Annotated in this window: 15 protein-coding genes and 4 pseudogenes; 8 read left to right on the forward strand and 11 right to left on the reverse strand. The window is 39.2% G+C overall.

Translation table 11 applies throughout. The features are described from left to right. Nucleotides 1–61: 61 nt before the first annotated feature. A complete protein-coding gene (locus HNQ82_RS06440; RefSeq protein ID WP_183248151.1) occupies nt 62–1984 on the reverse strand; it encodes a FapA family protein in 1923 nt (640 codons plus the stop codon). A 117-nt stretch (nt 1985–2101) separates the two neighbouring features. Here HNQ82_RS06440 and HNQ82_RS06445 point away from each other — a divergent pair, with 117 nt between their 5' ends. Beyond that, nucleotides 2102–2572: a PCYCGC motif-containing (lipo)protein gene (locus HNQ82_RS06445; protein WP_183248155.1), complete on the forward strand. Its 471-nt coding sequence runs from the start codon at nt 2102–2104 to the stop codon at nt 2570–2572. Nucleotides 2573–2597: 25 nt separating this feature from the next. Here the strand turns inward: HNQ82_RS06445 and HNQ82_RS06450 are convergent, their stop codons facing one another. Together HNQ82_RS06450 and HNQ82_RS06455 are read right to left on the reverse strand one after the other, a co-directional pair. Further along, complete coding sequence (locus tag HNQ82_RS06450) at nt 2598–3827, reverse strand: ABC transporter permease (protein ID WP_183248156.1); 1230 nt, start codon at nt 3825–3827, stop codon at nt 2598–2600. Next, nucleotides 3817–4719, reverse strand: coding sequence for an ABC transporter ATP-binding protein (locus tag HNQ82_RS06455; protein WP_183248158.1), 903 nt, complete (start codon nt 4717–4719; stop codon nt 3817–3819). Before HNQ82_RS06455 ends, HNQ82_RS06450 begins: the two co-directional genes overlap by 11 nt. A gap of 156 nt (nt 4720–4875) precedes the next feature. On the opposite strand from HNQ82_RS06455, the gene HNQ82_RS06460 reads away from it, so the two are divergent. The 3 genes from HNQ82_RS06460 (at nt 4876) to HNQ82_RS06470 (ending at nt 8024) form a co-directional block, all read left to right on the forward strand. Continuing rightward, nucleotides 4876–5331, forward strand: coding sequence for a DUF1640 domain-containing protein (locus tag HNQ82_RS06460; protein WP_183248160.1), 456 nt, complete (start codon nt 4876–4878; stop codon nt 5329–5331). Between the two features lie 311 nt (nt 5332–5642). Then, nucleotides 5643–6761, forward strand: a complete 1119-nt coding sequence (gene proB / locus HNQ82_RS06465) for a glutamate 5-kinase (RefSeq protein ID WP_183248162.1) — start codon at nt 5643–5645, stop codon at nt 6759–6761. A gap of 21 nt (nt 6762–6782) precedes the next feature. Next, nucleotides 6783–8024, forward strand: a complete 1242-nt coding sequence (locus HNQ82_RS06470; RefSeq protein WP_183248165.1) for a glutamate-5-semialdehyde dehydrogenase — start codon at nt 6783–6785, stop codon at nt 8022–8024. Nucleotides 8025–8048: 24 nt separating this feature from the next. Here the strand turns inward: HNQ82_RS06470 and HNQ82_RS06475 are convergent, their stop codons facing one another. Beyond that, a complete protein-coding gene (locus HNQ82_RS06475; protein ID WP_183248166.1) occupies nt 8049–8531 on the reverse strand; it encodes a hypothetical protein in 483 nt (160 codons plus the stop codon). Between the two features lie 22 nt (nt 8532–8553). Further along, the gene (locus HNQ82_RS06480; RefSeq protein WP_183248169.1) at nt 8554–9387 is read right to left on the reverse strand and encodes a 5'-3' exonuclease; all 834 of its coding nucleotides are present in this window, start codon (nt 9385–9387) and stop codon (nt 8554–8556) included. 227 nt (nt 9388–9614) lie between these two features. Here HNQ82_RS06480 and istA point away from each other — a divergent pair, with 227 nt between their 5' ends. Next, on the forward strand, nt 9615–10817 hold the full coding sequence (istA, locus tag HNQ82_RS06485) for an IS21 family transposase (RefSeq protein WP_183248171.1): 1203 nt from the start codon (nt 9615–9617) through the stop codon (nt 10815–10817). Beyond that, the gene (gene istB, locus HNQ82_RS06490) at nt 10814–11569 is read left to right on the forward strand and encodes an IS21-like element IS5376 family helper ATPase IstB (RefSeq protein ID WP_032099626.1); all 756 of its coding nucleotides are present in this window, start codon (nt 10814–10816) and stop codon (nt 11567–11569) included. The genes istA and istB overlap by 4 nt, the downstream gene beginning before the upstream one ends. 17 nt (nt 11570–11586) lie before the next feature. Here istB and HNQ82_RS06495 read toward each other — a convergent pair whose 3' ends face one another. After that, nucleotides 11587–11796: a hypothetical protein gene (locus tag HNQ82_RS06495; protein ID WP_183248173.1), complete on the reverse strand. Its 210-nt coding sequence runs from the start codon at nt 11794–11796 to the stop codon at nt 11587–11589. A gap of 537 nt (nt 11797–12333) precedes the next feature. Between HNQ82_RS06495 and HNQ82_RS06500 the strand changes: the two are divergent. Continuing rightward, nucleotides 12334–12609 (forward strand): annotated as a pseudogene (locus HNQ82_RS06500) (IS4 family transposase); the annotation flags it as partial. 173 nt (nt 12610–12782) lie between these two features. Here the strand turns inward: HNQ82_RS06500 and HNQ82_RS06505 are convergent. The 5 genes and pseudogenes from HNQ82_RS06505 to HNQ82_RS06525 form a co-directional block, all read right to left on the reverse strand. Beyond that, the gene (locus HNQ82_RS06505) at nt 12783–14006 is read right to left on the reverse strand and encodes an MFS transporter (RefSeq protein WP_244374876.1); all 1224 of its coding nucleotides are present in this window, start codon (nt 14004–14006) and stop codon (nt 12783–12785) included. Between the two features lie 7 nt (nt 14007–14013). Further along, nucleotides 14014–14910: pseudogene (locus tag HNQ82_RS06510) on the reverse strand (formylglycine-generating enzyme family protein); the annotation flags it as partial. Next, nucleotides 14910–15185: pseudogene (locus tag HNQ82_RS06515) on the reverse strand (5'-3' exonuclease); the annotation flags it as partial. The pseudogenes HNQ82_RS06515 and HNQ82_RS06510, both read right to left, overlap by 1 nt. Nucleotides 15186–15286: 101 nt before the next feature. Beyond that, nucleotides 15287–15484 carry a hypothetical protein gene (locus tag HNQ82_RS06520; RefSeq protein WP_183248175.1) on the reverse strand — a complete coding sequence of 66 codons (198 nt, stop codon included), beginning with the start codon at nt 15482–15484 and terminating at the stop codon, nt 15287–15289. 310 nt (nt 15485–15794) lie between these two features. Beyond that, the gene (locus HNQ82_RS06525; protein ID WP_183248178.1) at nt 15795–16760 is read right to left on the reverse strand and encodes a hypothetical protein; all 966 of its coding nucleotides are present in this window, start codon (nt 16758–16760) and stop codon (nt 15795–15797) included. An 83-nt stretch (nt 16761–16843) separates the two neighbouring features. Between HNQ82_RS06525 and HNQ82_RS06530 the strand changes: the two are divergent. After that, nucleotides 16844–17008 (forward strand): annotated as a pseudogene (locus HNQ82_RS06530) (IS66 family transposase); the annotation flags it as partial. Between the last annotated feature and the right edge of the window lie 766 nt (nt 17009–17774).

The following is a 17774-nucleotide window of genomic DNA, read 5'->3' on the forward strand; positions in this document are numbered from 1 at the left end:
TATATGATCATCCGAAAAATATATAAAAAGACGCATCGGCTTTGTTGGCCATGCGTCTTTTTTATCCAAATACAATCTCTTGGCGTTCGTCGTCCCATTTCATTTCAACATATTTTTTTTCTTCATAAAACGTATACATTTTTTTACCAAATTGAACAACTGTTCCTTCCCACGCGTGTTCAATATAAATTATCTCCCCTTTTGGCACAGCTAACACCGTCTTAATGCCGAGGGAAGATCCGACCTCTTTAATTTTCATTCCTTTTTGCGCATACGCTTCACCACCACGTAATACTCCGTGAACAGTCAATGTTCCTCCGGCGTAAATATTACAATTATAACAACCTTTCCCTGTTATAATTACATCGCCACTTCCATGAATGACGCTATTTAAAGCATACGAAAGTTCAATCGCATCGTTTTCTTCGCGATCGTATTGTCCGATAAATGTATTAAGTTCACGAAGCAAATTTGCCATGCCTTCTAAACAGTGAAAATGATTTGGACCATCTGCAAGCAAACAGCCGTCTAACTGCGAACCAATGTCGAACCACTGTTCACCAATTTGTTCACGCTTTTGTTCGCACATCGTTTTATACTGTTTCATCGCTTCCATCATCGTTTGAAACTTGCTTTCAAGTAATCTCTTTGTCAGCGGATAAATATCTTGTTCACGAATTTTAGACATGACCATCAATTGTTGAATGGCAACAATCATTCGTTCAAGCGATTGGCGAATTTGTTGTAATAAACCGATGAGTTGTGTAACGAGCATTTTATTTTCCCCTGATGTGACTGTACCGCTAATGACGTTTTGTTGAATAAAAATAGATTGTTGCGCACGAATTTTTGCTCGATTGACATTTTGTAAAATCATAATGCTACCGAGTGCTTCAACGACCATCTCGTCTTGAACATTGCCTGTAATTTCAACATCGCCTTTAAAATGAATGTTTCCTACCGATAAATCGACATCACCTTGATGGACGAGCTTCGGAATAATGGAAACAACGACTGTCTTTCCTTTTTTCGCAATTTGTGGTCGTCCGCCTGTCATTGCTAAAATGCGATTGTCATCCATCGTTACCCCTTTACCAAGCTTAATCATGACTGGGTGCACTTCACGAACAGGAATCACTTCATTCGTCACCGTTAATCCCGGCTTTCCAGGTTGCGGAGGATGAACAATCGCGATTAAGTCTCCCTCACCGACCGTTGCGATCGTTTCCATTTCACGATAATCAACCGTTCCATCCTCACGAACTTTTGGTTTTTTTCTTCCTTCTCCTACTTTCACTTCTACCCAACCGTCTGTTCCCTCGATCGGTTCAATTCCTTTTGCGATAACAGCCGTTACTTTTTTATCTGACTGCAGCGCTTGACGAATTGCTTCTTCATTTATTCCATAAACAATTTCTAACTCTTGCAGTTTCGCCATCACTTGGTCATATGACACATCATAAATGAGCTCATTCTCCATTTTCGCTTGTATATGCAATTTATTAGATGGTTGCTGATCTTCAAGTACATATCGGCGTCGTATACCGGGGGCAAACGTCAATGTGGCCTCTAACTTTCTAGCATCTATGTCAATTTTCCAGACTGATTGTGCAATACTTTCTTCTTTTGGATAAATGCGAACATCGTCTCCTTCTTGTAACGTGATTGTCCCTTCGATTACTTCTCCATTATGTAAACAAATGACACCTTCACCAATCACAATCGTTGGGCTAACGTCCAAACATTCGTAATACAACAAGCCATCTTCGATCCATACTTTTCCTTCTTTCTGTTGAACAACTTGTTTTATTTGCTGCTTCTTCGTTAGTCGGACAACGGCCGGTTGTGAAACGATACCGAACAACTTTTTACGTTCTTGTTGTATGATTTCAATGACTACTTCTTCGCGCGTTGCTTGAAGCTGTTTTAGCCCATCTTCAATGGCCTCTTCTACCGTTTGTCCTTTTACTTCAATGTACTCCATCCTTTTCCCGCCTTTTTCCTTATCATTTACTGTTGTTTTTATTATAATAGTAAAAGGATAAAAGAAATAGTGAAAAAAGTCGGAACCCTCTATCATTTTAGAAAAAGGATGGTTGAGATGAAAAAACGATTGATGTTTAGCACGATGCTCTCTGTCAGTTTATTGTTTAGTGGATGTGCACAAAAAGAAAATGATCATGCTCAGGAACATCAAATAAAAGATATACGTGAAGAAACAGCTTCCATTCATAGTTTGCCGTCTTTTTTAACTAAACATAACGAATCTATGGCGCATTTATACGAACAAGCTGCGACACATCAAAAATTGCTAGAAAACATTCCTTGTTATTGTGGATGCGGTGAGTCAGTCGGTCATGAAAACAATTATGATTGTTTTGTATATGAAAATAAAAGCGATGGTGCAGTCATTTGGGACGACCATGCGACAAAATGTGGAGTTTGTTTAGAAATTGCAGCTGTTTCGATTGAGCAATATGAAAAAGGTATGTCTGTGAAAGATATTCGCCGGCTTATTGATGAAACATATAAAGAAGGCTATGCCAAACCGACACCGACAAAACCGATGTAAAAAACCGAGCATTCCGCTCGGTTTTTTATTTTTTTGTTAATTGCCATGCCCGCTTGAGATCTTTCCATGAAGATGCTTGATTATACATAAGCACGCCACCACGATATATTTTTGAACCAAACACAAATAAAAAGGCAATTGTCCCGACGAGTAAAACAATACTAAAGGCAATTTCCCAAACCGGAACGTGCAACATTCCAATTCTTAAAAACATAATCATTGGAGCAAAAAACGGAATAAACGACATTGCTGTAATAAACGGAGATTCTGGTGCATTCAAACCAAACATTGCCATAATAAACGCCGCAACAACAAGCATCGTGACAGGTCCTGCCATTTGTTGCACTTCCTCCACTCGGCTAACGATCGAACCAAGCACTGCAAATAACATCGCATACAACAAATAACCGAGCAAGAAAAAGATAATGCCATATATCATCAAAGAAAGTGGTAGTTCGTTCATGCCTAGCAACTGACGTAACATATCACTATTTTTCATCGATGCATAACCAACTGAAAAAATAATAACAAACTGCGTTAAACTTAACAAAGCAATTCCTAAAATTTTTCCGAACAATTGTTGAATAGGTGAGATACTTGAAATTAAAATTTCCATAATGCGTGATGATTTTTCCGTTGCTACTTCCATCATAATCATACTTCCATACATTAAAACGAACATATACATGGCAAACAGTAGCACATATACGATCGCTCTTGCCTGATTTAATTGTTCTTCTGTTTTTGCATGTTCTTCAAGCGCCACTTTCTCCATAGCGATTGGCGCATATAACGCGTTCATTTGATCATACGTTAATCCGATCTGTTTTGCCATCATTGCGATTTTAACGTGCTGTAACGCTTGCTCAACTTCGTAGGTGACATCGGTATCTGCAATATTTTTCGCATAATATGTCACTTTCGGTTGCCCATTTTGTACATGAAGCACGATATACGCATACCACTGTTCTGTCTGGACAAGTTTTTTTGCTTGTTCTTCACTTTTATCATGGCGAATAAGTTTTATTTCTTTATTCGATTGCAATTGCGCTTGCAATGATTCATACCATCCGTTCGTTTCGTCAATAACACCAATCGTCTTTTCACCACCATCACTAAATGCTTCTATAATACGATCTAACTGACTAATACCAAATACAATAAAAGCGGTAATGATCGTTGAAATGAAAAAGGACTTTGATTTTAATTTCGTTACATACGTATGAAGAAAAACGATCCAAAACTTATTGTTCATACGTTGCACCTACTTTCTCAATGAAAATGTCATTCAGCGATGGTTCTTCTAATGAAAACGTACGAATAAATCCTTTTGCATAAATATGTTCAAGGATACGTTGCGATACACTTTCGTCTGCTACTTGTAAGCGAACCCCTTCAACCATTTTCTCCATTTTTAATACGCCGGGAATGTCTGTTAACGTTTCAAACGGAAGTTCTCCGTGAATAATGACATTTTTCTTGCCAAAAGATCGCTTGAGTTCTTTTATCGATCCATGAACAATCGGTTTCCCTTTATGCATAATACATATATGTTCACATAATTGCTCGACATGTTCCATCCGATGACTTGAAAAAACAATCGTTGTTCCTTTTTGCTGCAAATCGATGACTGCCTTTTTCAACATTTCGACATTTACCGGGTCTAATCCGCTAAACGGTTCGTCTAAAATAAGTAATTGTGGACGGTGTAACACCGCAGCGATAAATTGAATCTTTTGTTGATTTCCCTTTGATAATTGTTCTACTTTTTGATTTTCATATTGTGGTATTTTAAAACGCTCGAGCCAATAGCGCATTTCTTTTACAATCTCTTCTTTATGTAATCCTCGCAATCTCCCTAAATAAATGAGCTGTTCTTTTACTTTTAGTTTTGGATACAATCCCCTTTCTTCCGGCAAATACCCAATAAGATGACTATGCTTATATGTGATGCGCTCACCGTTCCACGTAATCTCACCTTTCGTTGGTTCAAGCAACCCTAAAATCATTCGAAACGTCGTCGTCTTTCCCGCTCCATTCGCCCCGAGAAATCCGAACATGTGCTGTTCTGGAATACATAATGTCACATCATCTACTGCTGTAAACGAACCAAACTGTTTTGTTACATGCTGTAACACTAACCCCATGTTTTCCACTCCTTTCTCTTTTATTCCATTATAACGTATAAATACAGGTAAAAGTTTCATACATTTACTTTTTTATGTTCAAAAAATGATGAGAAACATATTTCTTTCTTGTCCATCATTCATTTATAATGGCAAGTAGAGGGGAGGTGAATCGAAGTGGAGAAAGAAACAATTGTAAAAGAAATTGTGAAAGCGCTCGAGCTATTCTCGGACAACATTCATCACGAAATGAAGGAAATGAGCAATCAACTCCGTACTGAAATGCAGGCAATGGGCAACCAACTTCGCTCTGAAATGCAAGAAATGGGCAACCAACTTCGCTCTGAAATGCAAGAAATGGGCAACCAACTTCGCTCTGAAATGCAAGAAATGGGACAGCAACTTCGAGTAGAAATGCAAGAGCTTCGAACAGAAATCCGTGGTGTAGAAAGCAAATTAGAAGCGAAAATCGATGCCCTTAAACAAGAAATGAGAGAACAGCTCGAGCAGCTAAACGAAAAAGTTGATCAACTACGCGATGAACTAACCGACACGCAAGAAACCGTCGATTTGCTTTCTTCTAAAACACTTCAACATGAGCGTAAACTCCGCCTTTTGTCCAAACAGTCGTAAAATCTGTTGACATCTTCGTTTTTTTGTTTCATAATTCTGAAAAAAGGTGTATATGAAACGAGGTACGGGACGAGTAAACCGATGGAATGTGCCAGAGAATGGAACCCATAGGCTGGAAGGTTCCTCACGGAAAGTCGGTTGAACCTACCCTATTACGGCCGCTTATGCAAACATAAGCCGTCTCCCCTACGTTACAGGGTAAGAGGTGGGCGCATTGCGCCAAAAAAGGTGGTACCGCGGAAACAACGCTTTTCCGTCCTTTTCTATAAGGGCGAAAAAGCGTTGTTTATTTTGGAGAAAGGAGTGAAATGGTGAAAAAAAAGCGAATCGTCATCAAAATTGGCAGCAGCTCGTTAACTGAAAAAAACGGAACGCTTTCGGAACAAAAACTACGTGAACATGTTGAAGCACTTGCGTATATGAAACAACTTGGGCACGATATCATTCTCATTTCTTCTGGGGCGGTCGCCGCTGGATTTGGGTTGCTCGGATATCGTTCCCGCCCGAAAACAATGGCGGGAAAGCAAGCAGCCGCAGCTGTCGGGCAAGGAATGCTCATGCAAAGCTACATTTCCGCCTTTCGTTCGTTTCATATCGTTACCGGACAATTGTTGTTAACACGCGCAGATTTTTACGACCGCGAGCGATTTCGTAATTTGTTTGCAACAATTTCTACACTACTTGACCGCGGGGTGCTTCCAATTATTAACGAAAATGACTCAGTCTCTGTCGAAGAGTTGACGTTTGGGGATAACGATTTATTATCTGCTTTGGTGAGTGGATTTTTGCATGCGGACGCCTTAATCATTTTGACGGACATTAACGGCCTATATGATCAACACCCAAGCCACCCGGAAGCGAAAAAATATCATTTTCTCCCTGAAATTACTGACGAGCTAATGGAACAAGCAGGCGGAAGCGGGTCAACGGTTGGAACAGGCGGAATGAAATCGAAGCTACTTGCGGCGCAAAAGGCCCTTTCTTTCGGCGTCAGCGTCTTTATCGGCACCGGGAAAGGAAAAGAAAAGCTCAAACATATTTTAGAAGGAAAAGGTGACGGAACGTATATCGGCACTCCTTTTCACGGACATATGCAAACACGGAAGCAATGGATTGCCTATCACTCAAAAGTGTCTGGAGCAATTGAAATTGATGAAGGAGCAGAAAGCGCCCTTTTGCATAAAGGAAAAAGTTTGTTGCCTGCTGGGGTGACCAATGTGTTCGGTTCGTTTCAAGCGCTCGATGTCGTCAACGTCGTCAATCAAAAAGGCGATGTGATTGCTAGAGGGCAAGTATATTATGCAGCAGATGACTTACAAAAAGTAAAAGGAATGGCAAGTGAACAAGCAAAACAATATTCTTTTCATCACCGTCCAGAAGTTATTCATCGTGATCATTTAGTTTGCTTAAAAAGGATGCCGATCCGCTAAAAACGAAAGGAGCGAAAACGGATGAACGAATTACTAACAAAAGCAAAAAAGTTAACACATGCCGCAAAACATTTAGCGATTTTATCGACGGAAGAAAAAAACGAGGCGCTTTCAATGATCGCGGAAGCGCTAATTGCGCAAATGCCGTACATTTTACAAGAAAACGAAAAAGATATGGCGCTCGGAAAAGAAAACGGGCTCTCTCCTTCCTTGCTTGACCGGTTGCAACTTACCGAAGAACGCATTCATCAAATGGCTGATGGCGTTCGCCAAGTTATCAACTTGCCAGATCCGATTGGAGAAACGATCGAACGATGGACGCGACCAAACGGGCTCCTATTAAAACAAATTCGCGTGCCGCTTGGGGTTGTCGGCATGGTGTACGAAGCGCGTCCGAATGTGACGGTCGATGCAGCTACTCTTTGCTTAAAAACAGGAAATGCCGTCTTGTTGCGCGGCAGTTCTTCCGCTATTCACTCAAATAAAGCGCTTGTTTCCGTTATGCAACAAGCGTTAAAACGGTCTTCTGTTCCAGTTGACTCGATTCAACTACTAGAAGATACGAGTCGCGAAACGGCACAACATATGTTTCGCTTAAAAGAATATGTAGACGTTCTCATCCCACGCGGCGGCGCTGGTCTCATTCAATCCGTCGTCGAAAACGCCACGATTCCTGTATTAGAAACAGGCGTCGGCAATTGTCATATTTTCATTGACGACTCCGCACAAAAAGAAATGGCGATTGATATTGTCATAAACGCTAAACTGCAGCGCCCGTCCGTCTGCAATGCGGTCGAAACGGTCATCATTCACCACCAATGGCCATATATAAGTGCGTTGCTTGAAACGCTGCATGAAAAAGGGGTCGAACTACGCGGTGACAAACAGCTTGCGGCTACATACCCGTTCGTCTGTGAGGCAAAAGAAGAAGACTGGGCGACCGAATTTTTAGCCCCAATTTTAGCGGTGAAGCTCGTCAAAACAGTCGATGAAGCCATTGAGCATATTGAACGCTACGGCACGAAACATTCGGAAGCGATTATTTCCGAATGCAATGAACATGTAGAGCAGTTTTTCGCGCGCGTCGATGCCGCTGTATTGTACCATAACGCCTCTACCCGCTTCACCGATGGCGAACAATTCGGATACGGCGCGGAAATCGGCATTAGCACACAAAAACTGCACGCCCGCGGCCCAATGGGATTGCGCGCCATCACGACAACAAAAACGCTCGTGTATGGAAATGGGCAAGTTCGTAAATAAAAACCAGCCTCTATATGGGGTTGGTTAAAACATATTCAACAACTTTTTCCACTGTTCATAATACACATCTTTCGGGACTCGATACCATGTGTGAATTTTATTATGCTCGCTACAAAACTCATCGCCTTCTAAAACATACACATAGTCACGCTTTTCGAAAATAATAATATGCCAACCTTGTTCAAGGTCAAAAAAAGGGCGATCAATTGTGCCGATCGGAATATCATGTTCATCCCACATCCCCAAAAATTCCTCTGCAAAATCCCACCATGGAAATGTAGTAACAATTTCATTTCGTTTTGCGCTATAAAAGTAAATATGTTTTCCCCATGTTTTGTTACTCTTAGCCGTTATTAAAATTTCAAAATCAGCAATGATAGGAAAAGACTTTAGATCTAATGCCCTTAAGGTAGACTCGTCTACGTTCGTTAGCACTTTTTTATTGTTCAACGTCCGGCTTTTTCTGCGACAATGAAACAATCCACTTTTTGTCCCTTCCACTAACATACATATTCTCCTCTACTTCGTCCTACCGAATCGCTTCTAATACTTCCGCAAACCGCTTGCGCTCTCCATCCCATTTCGCTTCTTCTAATCGTAAGGAAATCGGAATATCGCAATGGATGACCGCAAGTTTTCGCGACAAATGAAGCAAGTCGAGATGTTCGGTTATTTTTTGTTGCTGTGCGTTTGTTAAGTTCGCTAAGTTTTCCAAGATTCCTTTAATCGAGCCGTATTGTTGAATGAGTTTAAACGCTTGTTTTTCCCCGATGCCGCGCACGCCTGGGTAATTGTCGCTTGCATCGCCCATAAGCGCCTTCACATCGACGAGCTGCTGTGGTTGAATCCGTTTTTCTTCAATAAAGCGTCCGAGCGTATACGCCTCGTAGTTGCCGATGCCTTTTGCCAACAAATAGACAGTGACACGCTCTGAAAGAAGCTGAAACAAATCGCGGTCTCCGGTTACAATCGAAATGCCCATCTCATCACGATATTGCTTTACAAGCGAGCCGATGCAATCGTCCGCTTCGGCACCAAGTACGCCGATATTCGGAATACCTAGCATCGCAACCGCTTCTTTCGCTAAATCAAACTGCGGAACTAATTCATGTGGCGGCTCGCCTCGATTCGCTTTATAGTCTGGAAACCATTCGGTGCGAAACGTCGTACTTCCCATATCCCAACAACAAACGACATGCGTCGGTTGGAGCGCATTTGTCGCCGCTTCGATATGCTTTACTACCCCATATACCGCATTCGTCGGTACCTCACGGCTATTCATCATCCAACGTGGTGCTGTCGCATAAAACGACCGAAACAATAACGCCATCCCGTCGATTAATAACAAATGCTTTCGTTCCATCGTGTGCTATCCTTTCTATGTATCGATGCAACAAGTATAACAAAAAAACACCTCATATGGGATGGTGGAAACGTTCAAACATATTTTGTCTAACGTGTCATTTATTGCAGACGTCTTTTTAAAAAACGAACTAACTGTTAAAGCCGATGATAAAATCCCCAATATAGACGGAATAAAATTCCCCACTTACAATAGAACCATAGTGTCGATGAGAGGAGCTATGGTTCGTGATTACGAGAGGGGAATTTTTTATGATCAAAGAGATGTATGAAAGGGGAATGAGTATTTCCGATATTGCGAGGGAGTTGGGGATTGATCGGAAAACCGTTCGAAAATATATTCACTCCCCCAATCCCCCTTCCAAATCTAAGCGAAAACAAAGAAAAAGCAAGTTAGATCCATTTAAAGAGTATCTTCAAAAACGAATGTTAGAGGATGGGGTGTTCAATAGCGAAAAGTTATTTTTCGAAATTCGACAACAGGGCTATACAGGAGGAAAGACGATTTTAAAGGACTATATAAAACCTTTCCGAGAGACGGCGAAAAAGAAATACACCGTTCGTTATGAAACGCTTCCTGGTGAACAAATGCAAGTCGATTGGAAAGAAGTCGGGGAGGTGATAATCGAAGGGAGAAAAGTCAAGTTATCGCTATTTGTGGCCACATTAGGCTATTCGCGGATGAAATACGCGGTATTTACGATCAGCCAGGACCAGGAACACTTAATGGAATGCCTGATTCAGAGTTTCCAATACTTCGGGGGAGTTCCGAAGAAGGTGTTATTTGATAATATGAAGACCGTTACAGACGGCCGGGAACAAGGAGTGGTGAAATGGAATCAACGATTTTCTGAATTTGCGAGTTACTACGGATTTATTCCAAAAGTGTGCCGGCCTTACCGGGCCCAGACAAAGGGAAAAGTCGAACGAGCCATTCAGTATATCACGGATCACTTCTATGTGGGGACAGCGTTTGAAAGCATCGAGGAATTAAATTTCCTTCTCCATCGTTGGCTCGATCAAGTGGCGAATCGGAAGCCAAACGCCACTACCGGCATTCCTCCGCAAGAGCGTTGGGCAGAGGAACAGCTGAAACCTCTCCCGTTGAACGATTACGATACGAGCTATCTTTCCTATCGGAAAGTGCATTGGGATGGCAGTTTCTCATACAAAGGGGAACAATGGCTCTTATCGGCGGAGTATGCGGGCAAAGAAATTCTGGTGAAGGAGCGATTAAATGGGGATATTCGATTGTATTATCGAGGGGAGGAGATTTCTTACTTGAACCAACAGAAAAAAGTGATTTCATTCGCCGAAAAAATCAAAAAGAAACAGACGGAAATGGCCGTCACCATTTCGCCTGTTTCGGTGGAAGTGGATACTCGTCCATTGTCCGTTTATGACACATTCCTGCGAGGGGAAAGCTCATGAAAGAACAAATACACGAGTATTGCCACCGTCTTCATTTGCCTGTCATGGCGGAGCGATGGTCCGCCATGGCAGAATACGCAGCTACTCATAATATACCATATTCGGAGTTTTTATTCCGCTTATTAGAGGCGGAAATCATCGAAAAACAGGAACGATCGATCCAAACGCTCATCAAACTGTCTAAACTGCCATATCGCAAGACGATCGATACGTTTGATTTTAACGCACTGCCTTCCATGGATGAGCGTCGGATTCGAGAGCTGCTTACCTTATCGTTTATTGATCGAAAGGAGAATATCCTTTTTCTCGGTCCGCCGGGGATTGGAAAGACACATCTGGCGATTTCGATTGGAATGGAGGCGATCGCAAGAGGGTATAAAACGTATTTTATTACCGCCCATGATTTGGTCACTCAGTTAAGAAAAGCCGACCAGGAAGGAAAGCTGGAAAAAAAGCTTCGCATGTTTGTGAAGCCAACCGTTCTCATTATTGATGAAATGGGGTACTTAAAACTGGACCCAAACAGCGCCCATTACTTATTTCAGGTCATCGCCCGTCGGTATGAACATGCCCCGATTATCCTCACCTCCAACAAAAGCTTTGGGGAATGGGGAGAAGTTGTGGGAGACTCGGTATTGGCGACCGCGATGTTAGATCGATTACTGCATCATTCCATCATTTTCAACCTAAAGGGGGAAAGCTATCGATTACGGGAAAAGAGGCTCCAACAAGAAAAACAGAAGGATCAATAAGGTCCTTCTGGGGAATTTTAAACCGGCGATTTTGGGGAAAAAATAATCGGCCTTGACACTAACTTCATAATCAACCATACAATAATAAATACGACACCGTAAACAACGACAAAAATAACAATACCTTTTAATAAAAGAAGTAAAATGCCTTTCCAACCTTCTTTAGACCAACTCATATACAAAAGACACATAAGAAATGCAAAAAAAGCAATGTAACTTTTTTTCATGCTATTTCCTCTTTCACACTCTGAAGTCATAAGTAGATAAAACATCGTTAACTCGAAACCCAAATGTTTTTATTTCTAAATCGTACTCTATATTAAAGGGCATGATACGAATTTTCCAAATACCATCTGGTTTATCCAAATGAAGAAAAAAAGAAAAATCTACAATTGAAAATACTTTTTGTATCTTTTTTTCTGATCAAGTTCTATCTTAATCCTAAAAACTGCTTCTCCATGTGGATGATACCATATCATTTCAACAAATCTATCAGTTTTTTCAACATGCGAAATAACACAATGAATGATACAGTATTTGTCAAGTGGAGTAAAAACTTTTTATCCCTAAAGGATTACGCTCACCGTCAAGTTCAGTGCAACTATTTACACTAAATAACGGTAGATGAGCAAATTTTCTAACATAAATTTACAAACAAAAAAGAAGACATGAACCCGATTCCTTGGTTAGAATAGATGTGCCTCAACTACTCACAAGGGGATTCATGTCTCATCGTTCGACAGGTGACAGGCACAACGACATCTTTCCGATGGATCAAGCAATACCTAAACGTTCCGACCTTATTTGGCACCAACGAGCATGCGGTATACAACCAGCTTTTTGCGGCATTTATCGCTTATGTGCTACTGAGATGGCTATATCATCGCACGGAAAAACGGACAACCTCGTCCCTTACCTTTCTTTCGTTTGTTCGTCGTTTTTTCTCTGGACAACTTCCTCTCGAATGGAAATCCGAGATGGCAGCTGTCTTATTTGAGTATGCCCGAATATACGGGAAGAGTATGCCTAATTTTGGATAATCAACAGCCGTGGTTTTTCATCGTATTTAAGTAAAATGGAAGTGGATTAGCCCAAGTAACTGTATAATTAATACAAATATTTGCATATAACCATTAATGATATGAGGATTTTGATTCACTCTATATCGGATACCATCAATAAAGGAACTCTAAAAACAGAGAGGTGTAGGAAACTAAATAGTTTTGTTTACATTAAACTCTATTTTTAGATTCTTTAATGCAACAAAGATTAATATTGAGCTAACTAAGGTCATAAGTGACGCAAGTAAATAAATATTTTGAGGACCCAGTAAATCCGATATTGTTCCCATCAAGAAAATAGAAAAGCCAAAGACCACGCTATTTATTGAACTATAAAAACCATAAAATGCGGTTAAGTCATCATCTTTTACGTGAAGCTGTAGTAAAGTTCTTTGAGCCGAATCTCTTAATTGATAAAACAACCCTAACACAAAAACCAAAATCAGAGACATTAATGGAATTTTGTTAAGTCCAAATATAAAAACAAATACGCTAACTCCTAATGAGCCTAAGGACATACTAATAACCAATTTTCTTCTTATAATAGAAGAAATTATAATTAAAACACTGGAACTCAAAATAGTACCAAGGTAATAGCTTGTATTAATATATCCCCACCAATTTTCTCCTTTATGCAAGACCTCTCTAACAAAAGCAAGAGTAATACCACCAATCCATATACCACTAGCAATACCTTCAATAATATCGACTATCAGCATTTTCAGAAGAAAAGGATTGCTTTTTACAACTCTCCAACCATCTAATCTAAATATTTTCTTCTTTTTATGTTTCATCTTATCAATTTTTATATTCATTGATTTAAAGAGGAGGGCTGGAAACAGATAGGAAAAAGTTATACCAACTAAGATCCAAAGTTTATCAAAGTATACTACCAGTAACCCGCCCATCCCCCAAGATAACAAGCTAACTGTTTGTTCTAAGAAGGAAATAATATTATTTGCCCTAAATAATTGCGTATGTGTCACAACCTTAGGAACTAATGAATTACGGCATGGCAAGATGATACCTTCAATATAACTAATAAAAAATACAAATAAATATATAAATGTTGTTGTGAATGTGTTTAATTCTATTAGTTTAAAATAGACTATAAAAAAACTTAGTAATAGCACTTGAAATAAATAAAAAGAAGAAATTAGTCTAGTAATGTCAAATCTTTCTGTATAAAAAGGAAGTTGCAACCCACTAATAATTTTAGCTATAGTTCTAACCAATGCGACAATTGCTGCAAGAGTTGCAGATTTTGTATATTCGTAAATAAAAGATGTTGCTACAATTGTATATAGAATACCAGAAATATTTGTAATAACATTTCCAAATGCCAACTTATAAAAATTCAAAGTCAATAGTATCACCAACACCTTAATATATTGCTTTATTAGTTATAGGTTTTTTTAATGCTCTCTGTATCAAATAAACAGGAATATTTTTCACACATCTTATTCCCATTTCATTGTGTCGGCAAAATGGGATATCTTTGGCTCTATACGATGGAAACATTAAACCTGGATGAGAGTAAAACGATCCCCCTTTGAGCACTGCGAATGCGTTGGCTTTCGTTTGAGTACTTTCCCATACAGGATGAAACATTCTACGAGTTTTAAAATCACTTCTGGTCCACTCCCAAGTGTTCCCAACCATATCTACAACACCATAAAAACTTATGTTCGTTGGATTTTTTAATGAGATTGTATAGCTATCAAGTGAGGTGTCTTGATGAGCTTTTAATATCGTTTTTCGCCACTCGTCCAAGGAATCAATGTTTGTACCATACAAACTTCCCGAATATCTAACCTTTGTAGGATCAAACGAATTACCCCATGGCCATATTAATCCCTCGGGTCCTCGAGCAGCTTTTTCCCATTGAAATTCAGTAGGAAGCTCCTTCCCTTTCCAACGCGCAAAAGCAAATGCATCATAAAAATCAATACCAGTCACAGGATGGTCAGGTTTGTAACGCGGATCCCAGTAAGTATTACGTCTATGCTCTTTACCCTCTGGTTCATTAGGATGACAAAAAATATGTCCATTTTCTTCAATGAAATCGGTAAACTCATCATATTCTTTATTAGTAACGGGATACTTATCGATAAAAAATGGAGGAAGCCAAACTTTCATTTTTGGAACACTATCATTCCAATTAAATGTTTTGTAAGGAACTTCATTTTCATTTAATCCGTATTCAAAAAAACCACCAGGAATAAAAACCATTCCTTCCTCTTCAATTCTCTCGAACTCTTCTAACAATTCAGTCGGAATTCAAACTGCGGAATTAATTCCTGCGGCGGCTCGCCTCGATTTGCCTTATAATCTGGAAACCATTCGGTGCGAAACGTCGTGCTTCCCATGTCCCAACAACAAACGACATGCGTCGGTTGAAATGCATTTGTTGCCGCTTCGATTTGTTTCACTACCCCATATACCGCATTCGTTGGCACGCCACGGCTATTGATCATCCAACGTGGTGCTGTCGCATAAAACGATCGAAACAATAACGCCATCCCGTCAATTAATAACAAATGCTTTCGTTCCATCGTGTGCTATCCTTTCTATGTATCGATGCAACAAGTATAACAAAAAAACACCTCATATGGGATGGTGGAAACGTTCAAACATATTTTGTCTAACGTGTCATTTATTGCAGACGTCTTTTTAAAAAACGAACTAACTTCATAATTGACCATACAATAACAAATACGACACCGTAAACAACGACAAAAATAACAATACCTTTTAATAAAAGAAGTAAAATTCCTTTCCAACTCTCTTTAGACCAACTCATATACAAAAGACACATAAGAAATGCGAAGAAAGCAATGTAACTTTTTTTCATGCTATTTCCTCTTTCACACTCTGAAGTCATAAGTAGATAAAACATCGTTAACTCGAAAACCAAATGTTTTTATTTCCAAATCGTACTCTATATTAAAGGGCATGATACGAATTTTCCAAATACCATCCGGTTTATCCAACTATCTTCACAATCGGGATAAAAGAAAAAGAAAAATGAAAATACACGTGTAAAACAATATCTTTTCTCGCGGTTTTCCCTTTCGTTCAATAAGCACATACAACAAAAACGTAATAACAAGCGAGTACAGAAGTTGAAATATCATACAAAATAAACCACCTTATTCTCACAATTATTGACTTTTAATTACAGTTGCAAGCTCGTATGCGCGTTCAATATCTGCATGAGCAGAATTTGAAACACTAATCATATTTGCAGCAATAATCGAAGCCGATCCTGCAGCAGTTAAGGCACCAAAAATGGTACTAACTGTTAGTACAGCTACTCCTAATGCTCCCATTAATGCGGCAGCTTCAATTAACAAGGTACTCCTAGCTGAGCTAATCGCATCAGCTCTTGTCATAAAAGAAGAAACTAATCCACCTTGACTTCCTTGCAAATAGTTGTGTTTTGAAATGGTGGTTCCCGAAATGACTGCAGAAGAATCTAGCATAAAAGCGTTCAATCCACCTTCCCAATACCCCTTCATTTTAGCTGCTCTCAACCAATAGCCACCTCTAGAAGATTTATAATAGTAAGTTACCCAAGATAATCCTCCACTACTTGTAGAAGTGATAGAATTTTGTTCATGAAACAACTGCTGATTATTATATTTGTTAATGTCTAAAGATAGCTTTTTTATTTCCTCAATATACTTGTCATATGTTAAAATCCCCTGTTTAAACTTTTGTGCAATCGGCTTAATTTTTTTAAAATCTTCCTCACTCAATATAAATGTATACTCATCTTCTAACTCAATATCCTTATTATTAATACGAACTAGCTTATTCTTCTTAAAAGTATATGTTTGCGTGCTATATTCTTCACGAACTTCCCCTAACTGGAAATCTTCTGTAATTATCTTTGTTGAAACGATTACTTCTTCAGTATCATTAGTCTTGTTTTCAATTTTAACACTAGTTTCAAAAGATTTTTGTCCAATCTTTGTTCCATTTTCCATACTATATACAGGCATGACACTTGTATAAAACAACTCCCTATTTGAATGCTTTTCTTTTGCTAAAACTTTTGGAGATATTGAAGCAAAACATAAGACAAAGCAAAAAAACAAAATAATTTGTTTCCTTATCACAGCCATATACATCCTCCCATTTCGAAAAAATTTACAAAATAATCATAAAAAAAAAAAAAAAATGTATATGTCAACCCCTTTTTTAGAATAAAGAGAACATCTCGGGCACGTTTCGCGAAGAAACATTCGCCCAGTCTTTTTGCATCACAAGAAGCATCGTTTCCACACTCGCGAAACACGAAAAAAACGTGTGGGATTCGTTATGTCTTCTGTTGACAGGCGACACGCTCAATCGTATTCTTTCTACCACTTAGGGCATTTTCTATCACGGGGATGCCCTATTTGTGTTGCGCTTCTCTACATACTACTATCGGGGTGAATAGTTACAAACTTTTTTTATCTCTAAAGGATTACGCTCACCGTCAAGTTCAGTGCAACTATTTACACTAAATAACTGTAGATGAACAAATTTACTAACATAAATTTACAAACAAACAAAAAAGAAGACATGAACCCGATTCCTTGGTTAGAATAGATGTGCCACAACTACTCACAAGGAGGTTCATGTCTCATCAAAGTTCGACAGGTGACAGGCACAACGACAAGGTACCTCTTTTTCTCTGAAAATTGTAGATCCTTCAGCGGTTATTTTCACACGTGGGTGATGGCAAAACTTGCTCAACATGCATCTAAAAATAATGAATCCACGTGAGACTACTTTCATGCTTAGATGGGGAACGAAATCTTCTCATGAGCGTTTTTACAAAAATCTTCATCTCATATACTCAACAGATATAACTGCTAAATACACGATAAGACCAACAACTAGTATGACAGCTAACAAATTTCTATCAGATATGTCGTTTGTAAAATTTATCTTTATAATAATTCCCAATAAAAAAGCAAGTACCGTAGTAAGGATAATAGGAAAAATTGAAATGATATTGAACGTTTTTAGAGATTCATAGTGATTAATGCCCCACAATGTTACGAAATATAAACAAAAATAAAAACACGCGCTTATTATCGTAAACAATATAGCTTTTCGCATTATTCCCCCCTTTTTTTGCAAATGAAATT

It is taken from the genome of Anoxybacillus tengchongensis (assembly GCF_014201585.1).
Lineage (GTDB): Bacteria > Bacillota > Bacilli > Bacillales > Anoxybacillaceae > Anoxybacillus > Anoxybacillus tengchongensis.

Coding starts and splice junctions, on each gene's coding strand:
- HNQ82_RS06480 (WP_183248169.1), bottom strand. CDS start 9,387: ATGGAACGAAAGCATTTGTTATTAATCGACGGGATGGCGTTATTGTTT.
- HNQ82_RS06495 (WP_183248173.1), bottom strand. CDS start 11,796: ATGAAAAAAAGTTACATTGCTTTTTTTGCATTTCTTATGTGTCTTTTG.
- istB (WP_032099626.1), top strand. CDS start 10,814: ATGAAAGAACAAATACACGAGTATTGCCACCGTCTTCATTTGCCTGTC.
- HNQ82_RS06455 (WP_183248158.1), bottom strand. CDS start 4,719: ATGGGGTTAGTGTTACAGCATGTAACAAAACAGTTTGGTTCGTTTACA.
- HNQ82_RS06450 (WP_183248156.1), bottom strand. CDS start 3,827: ATGAACAATAAGTTTTGGATCGTTTTTCTTCATACGTATGTAACGAAA.
- HNQ82_RS06470 (WP_183248165.1), top strand. CDS start 6,783: ATGAACGAATTACTAACAAAAGCAAAAAAGTTAACACATGCCGCAAAA.
- HNQ82_RS06445 (WP_183248155.1), top strand. CDS start 2,102: ATGAAAAAACGATTGATGTTTAGCACGATGCTCTCTGTCAGTTTATTG.
- HNQ82_RS06475 (WP_183248166.1), bottom strand. CDS start 8,531: ATGTTAGTGGAAGGGACAAAAAGTGGATTGTTTCATTGTCGCAGAAAA.
- HNQ82_RS06440 (WP_183248151.1), bottom strand. CDS start 1,984: ATGGAGTACATTGAAGTAAAAGGACAAACGGTAGAAGAGGCCATTGAA.
- HNQ82_RS06520 (WP_183248175.1), bottom strand. CDS start 15,484: ATGAAAAAAAGTTACATTGCTTTCTTCGCATTTCTTATGTGTCTTTTG.
- HNQ82_RS06525 (WP_183248178.1), bottom strand. CDS start 16,760: ATGGCTGTGATAAGGAAACAAATTATTTTGTTTTTTTGCTTTGTCTTA.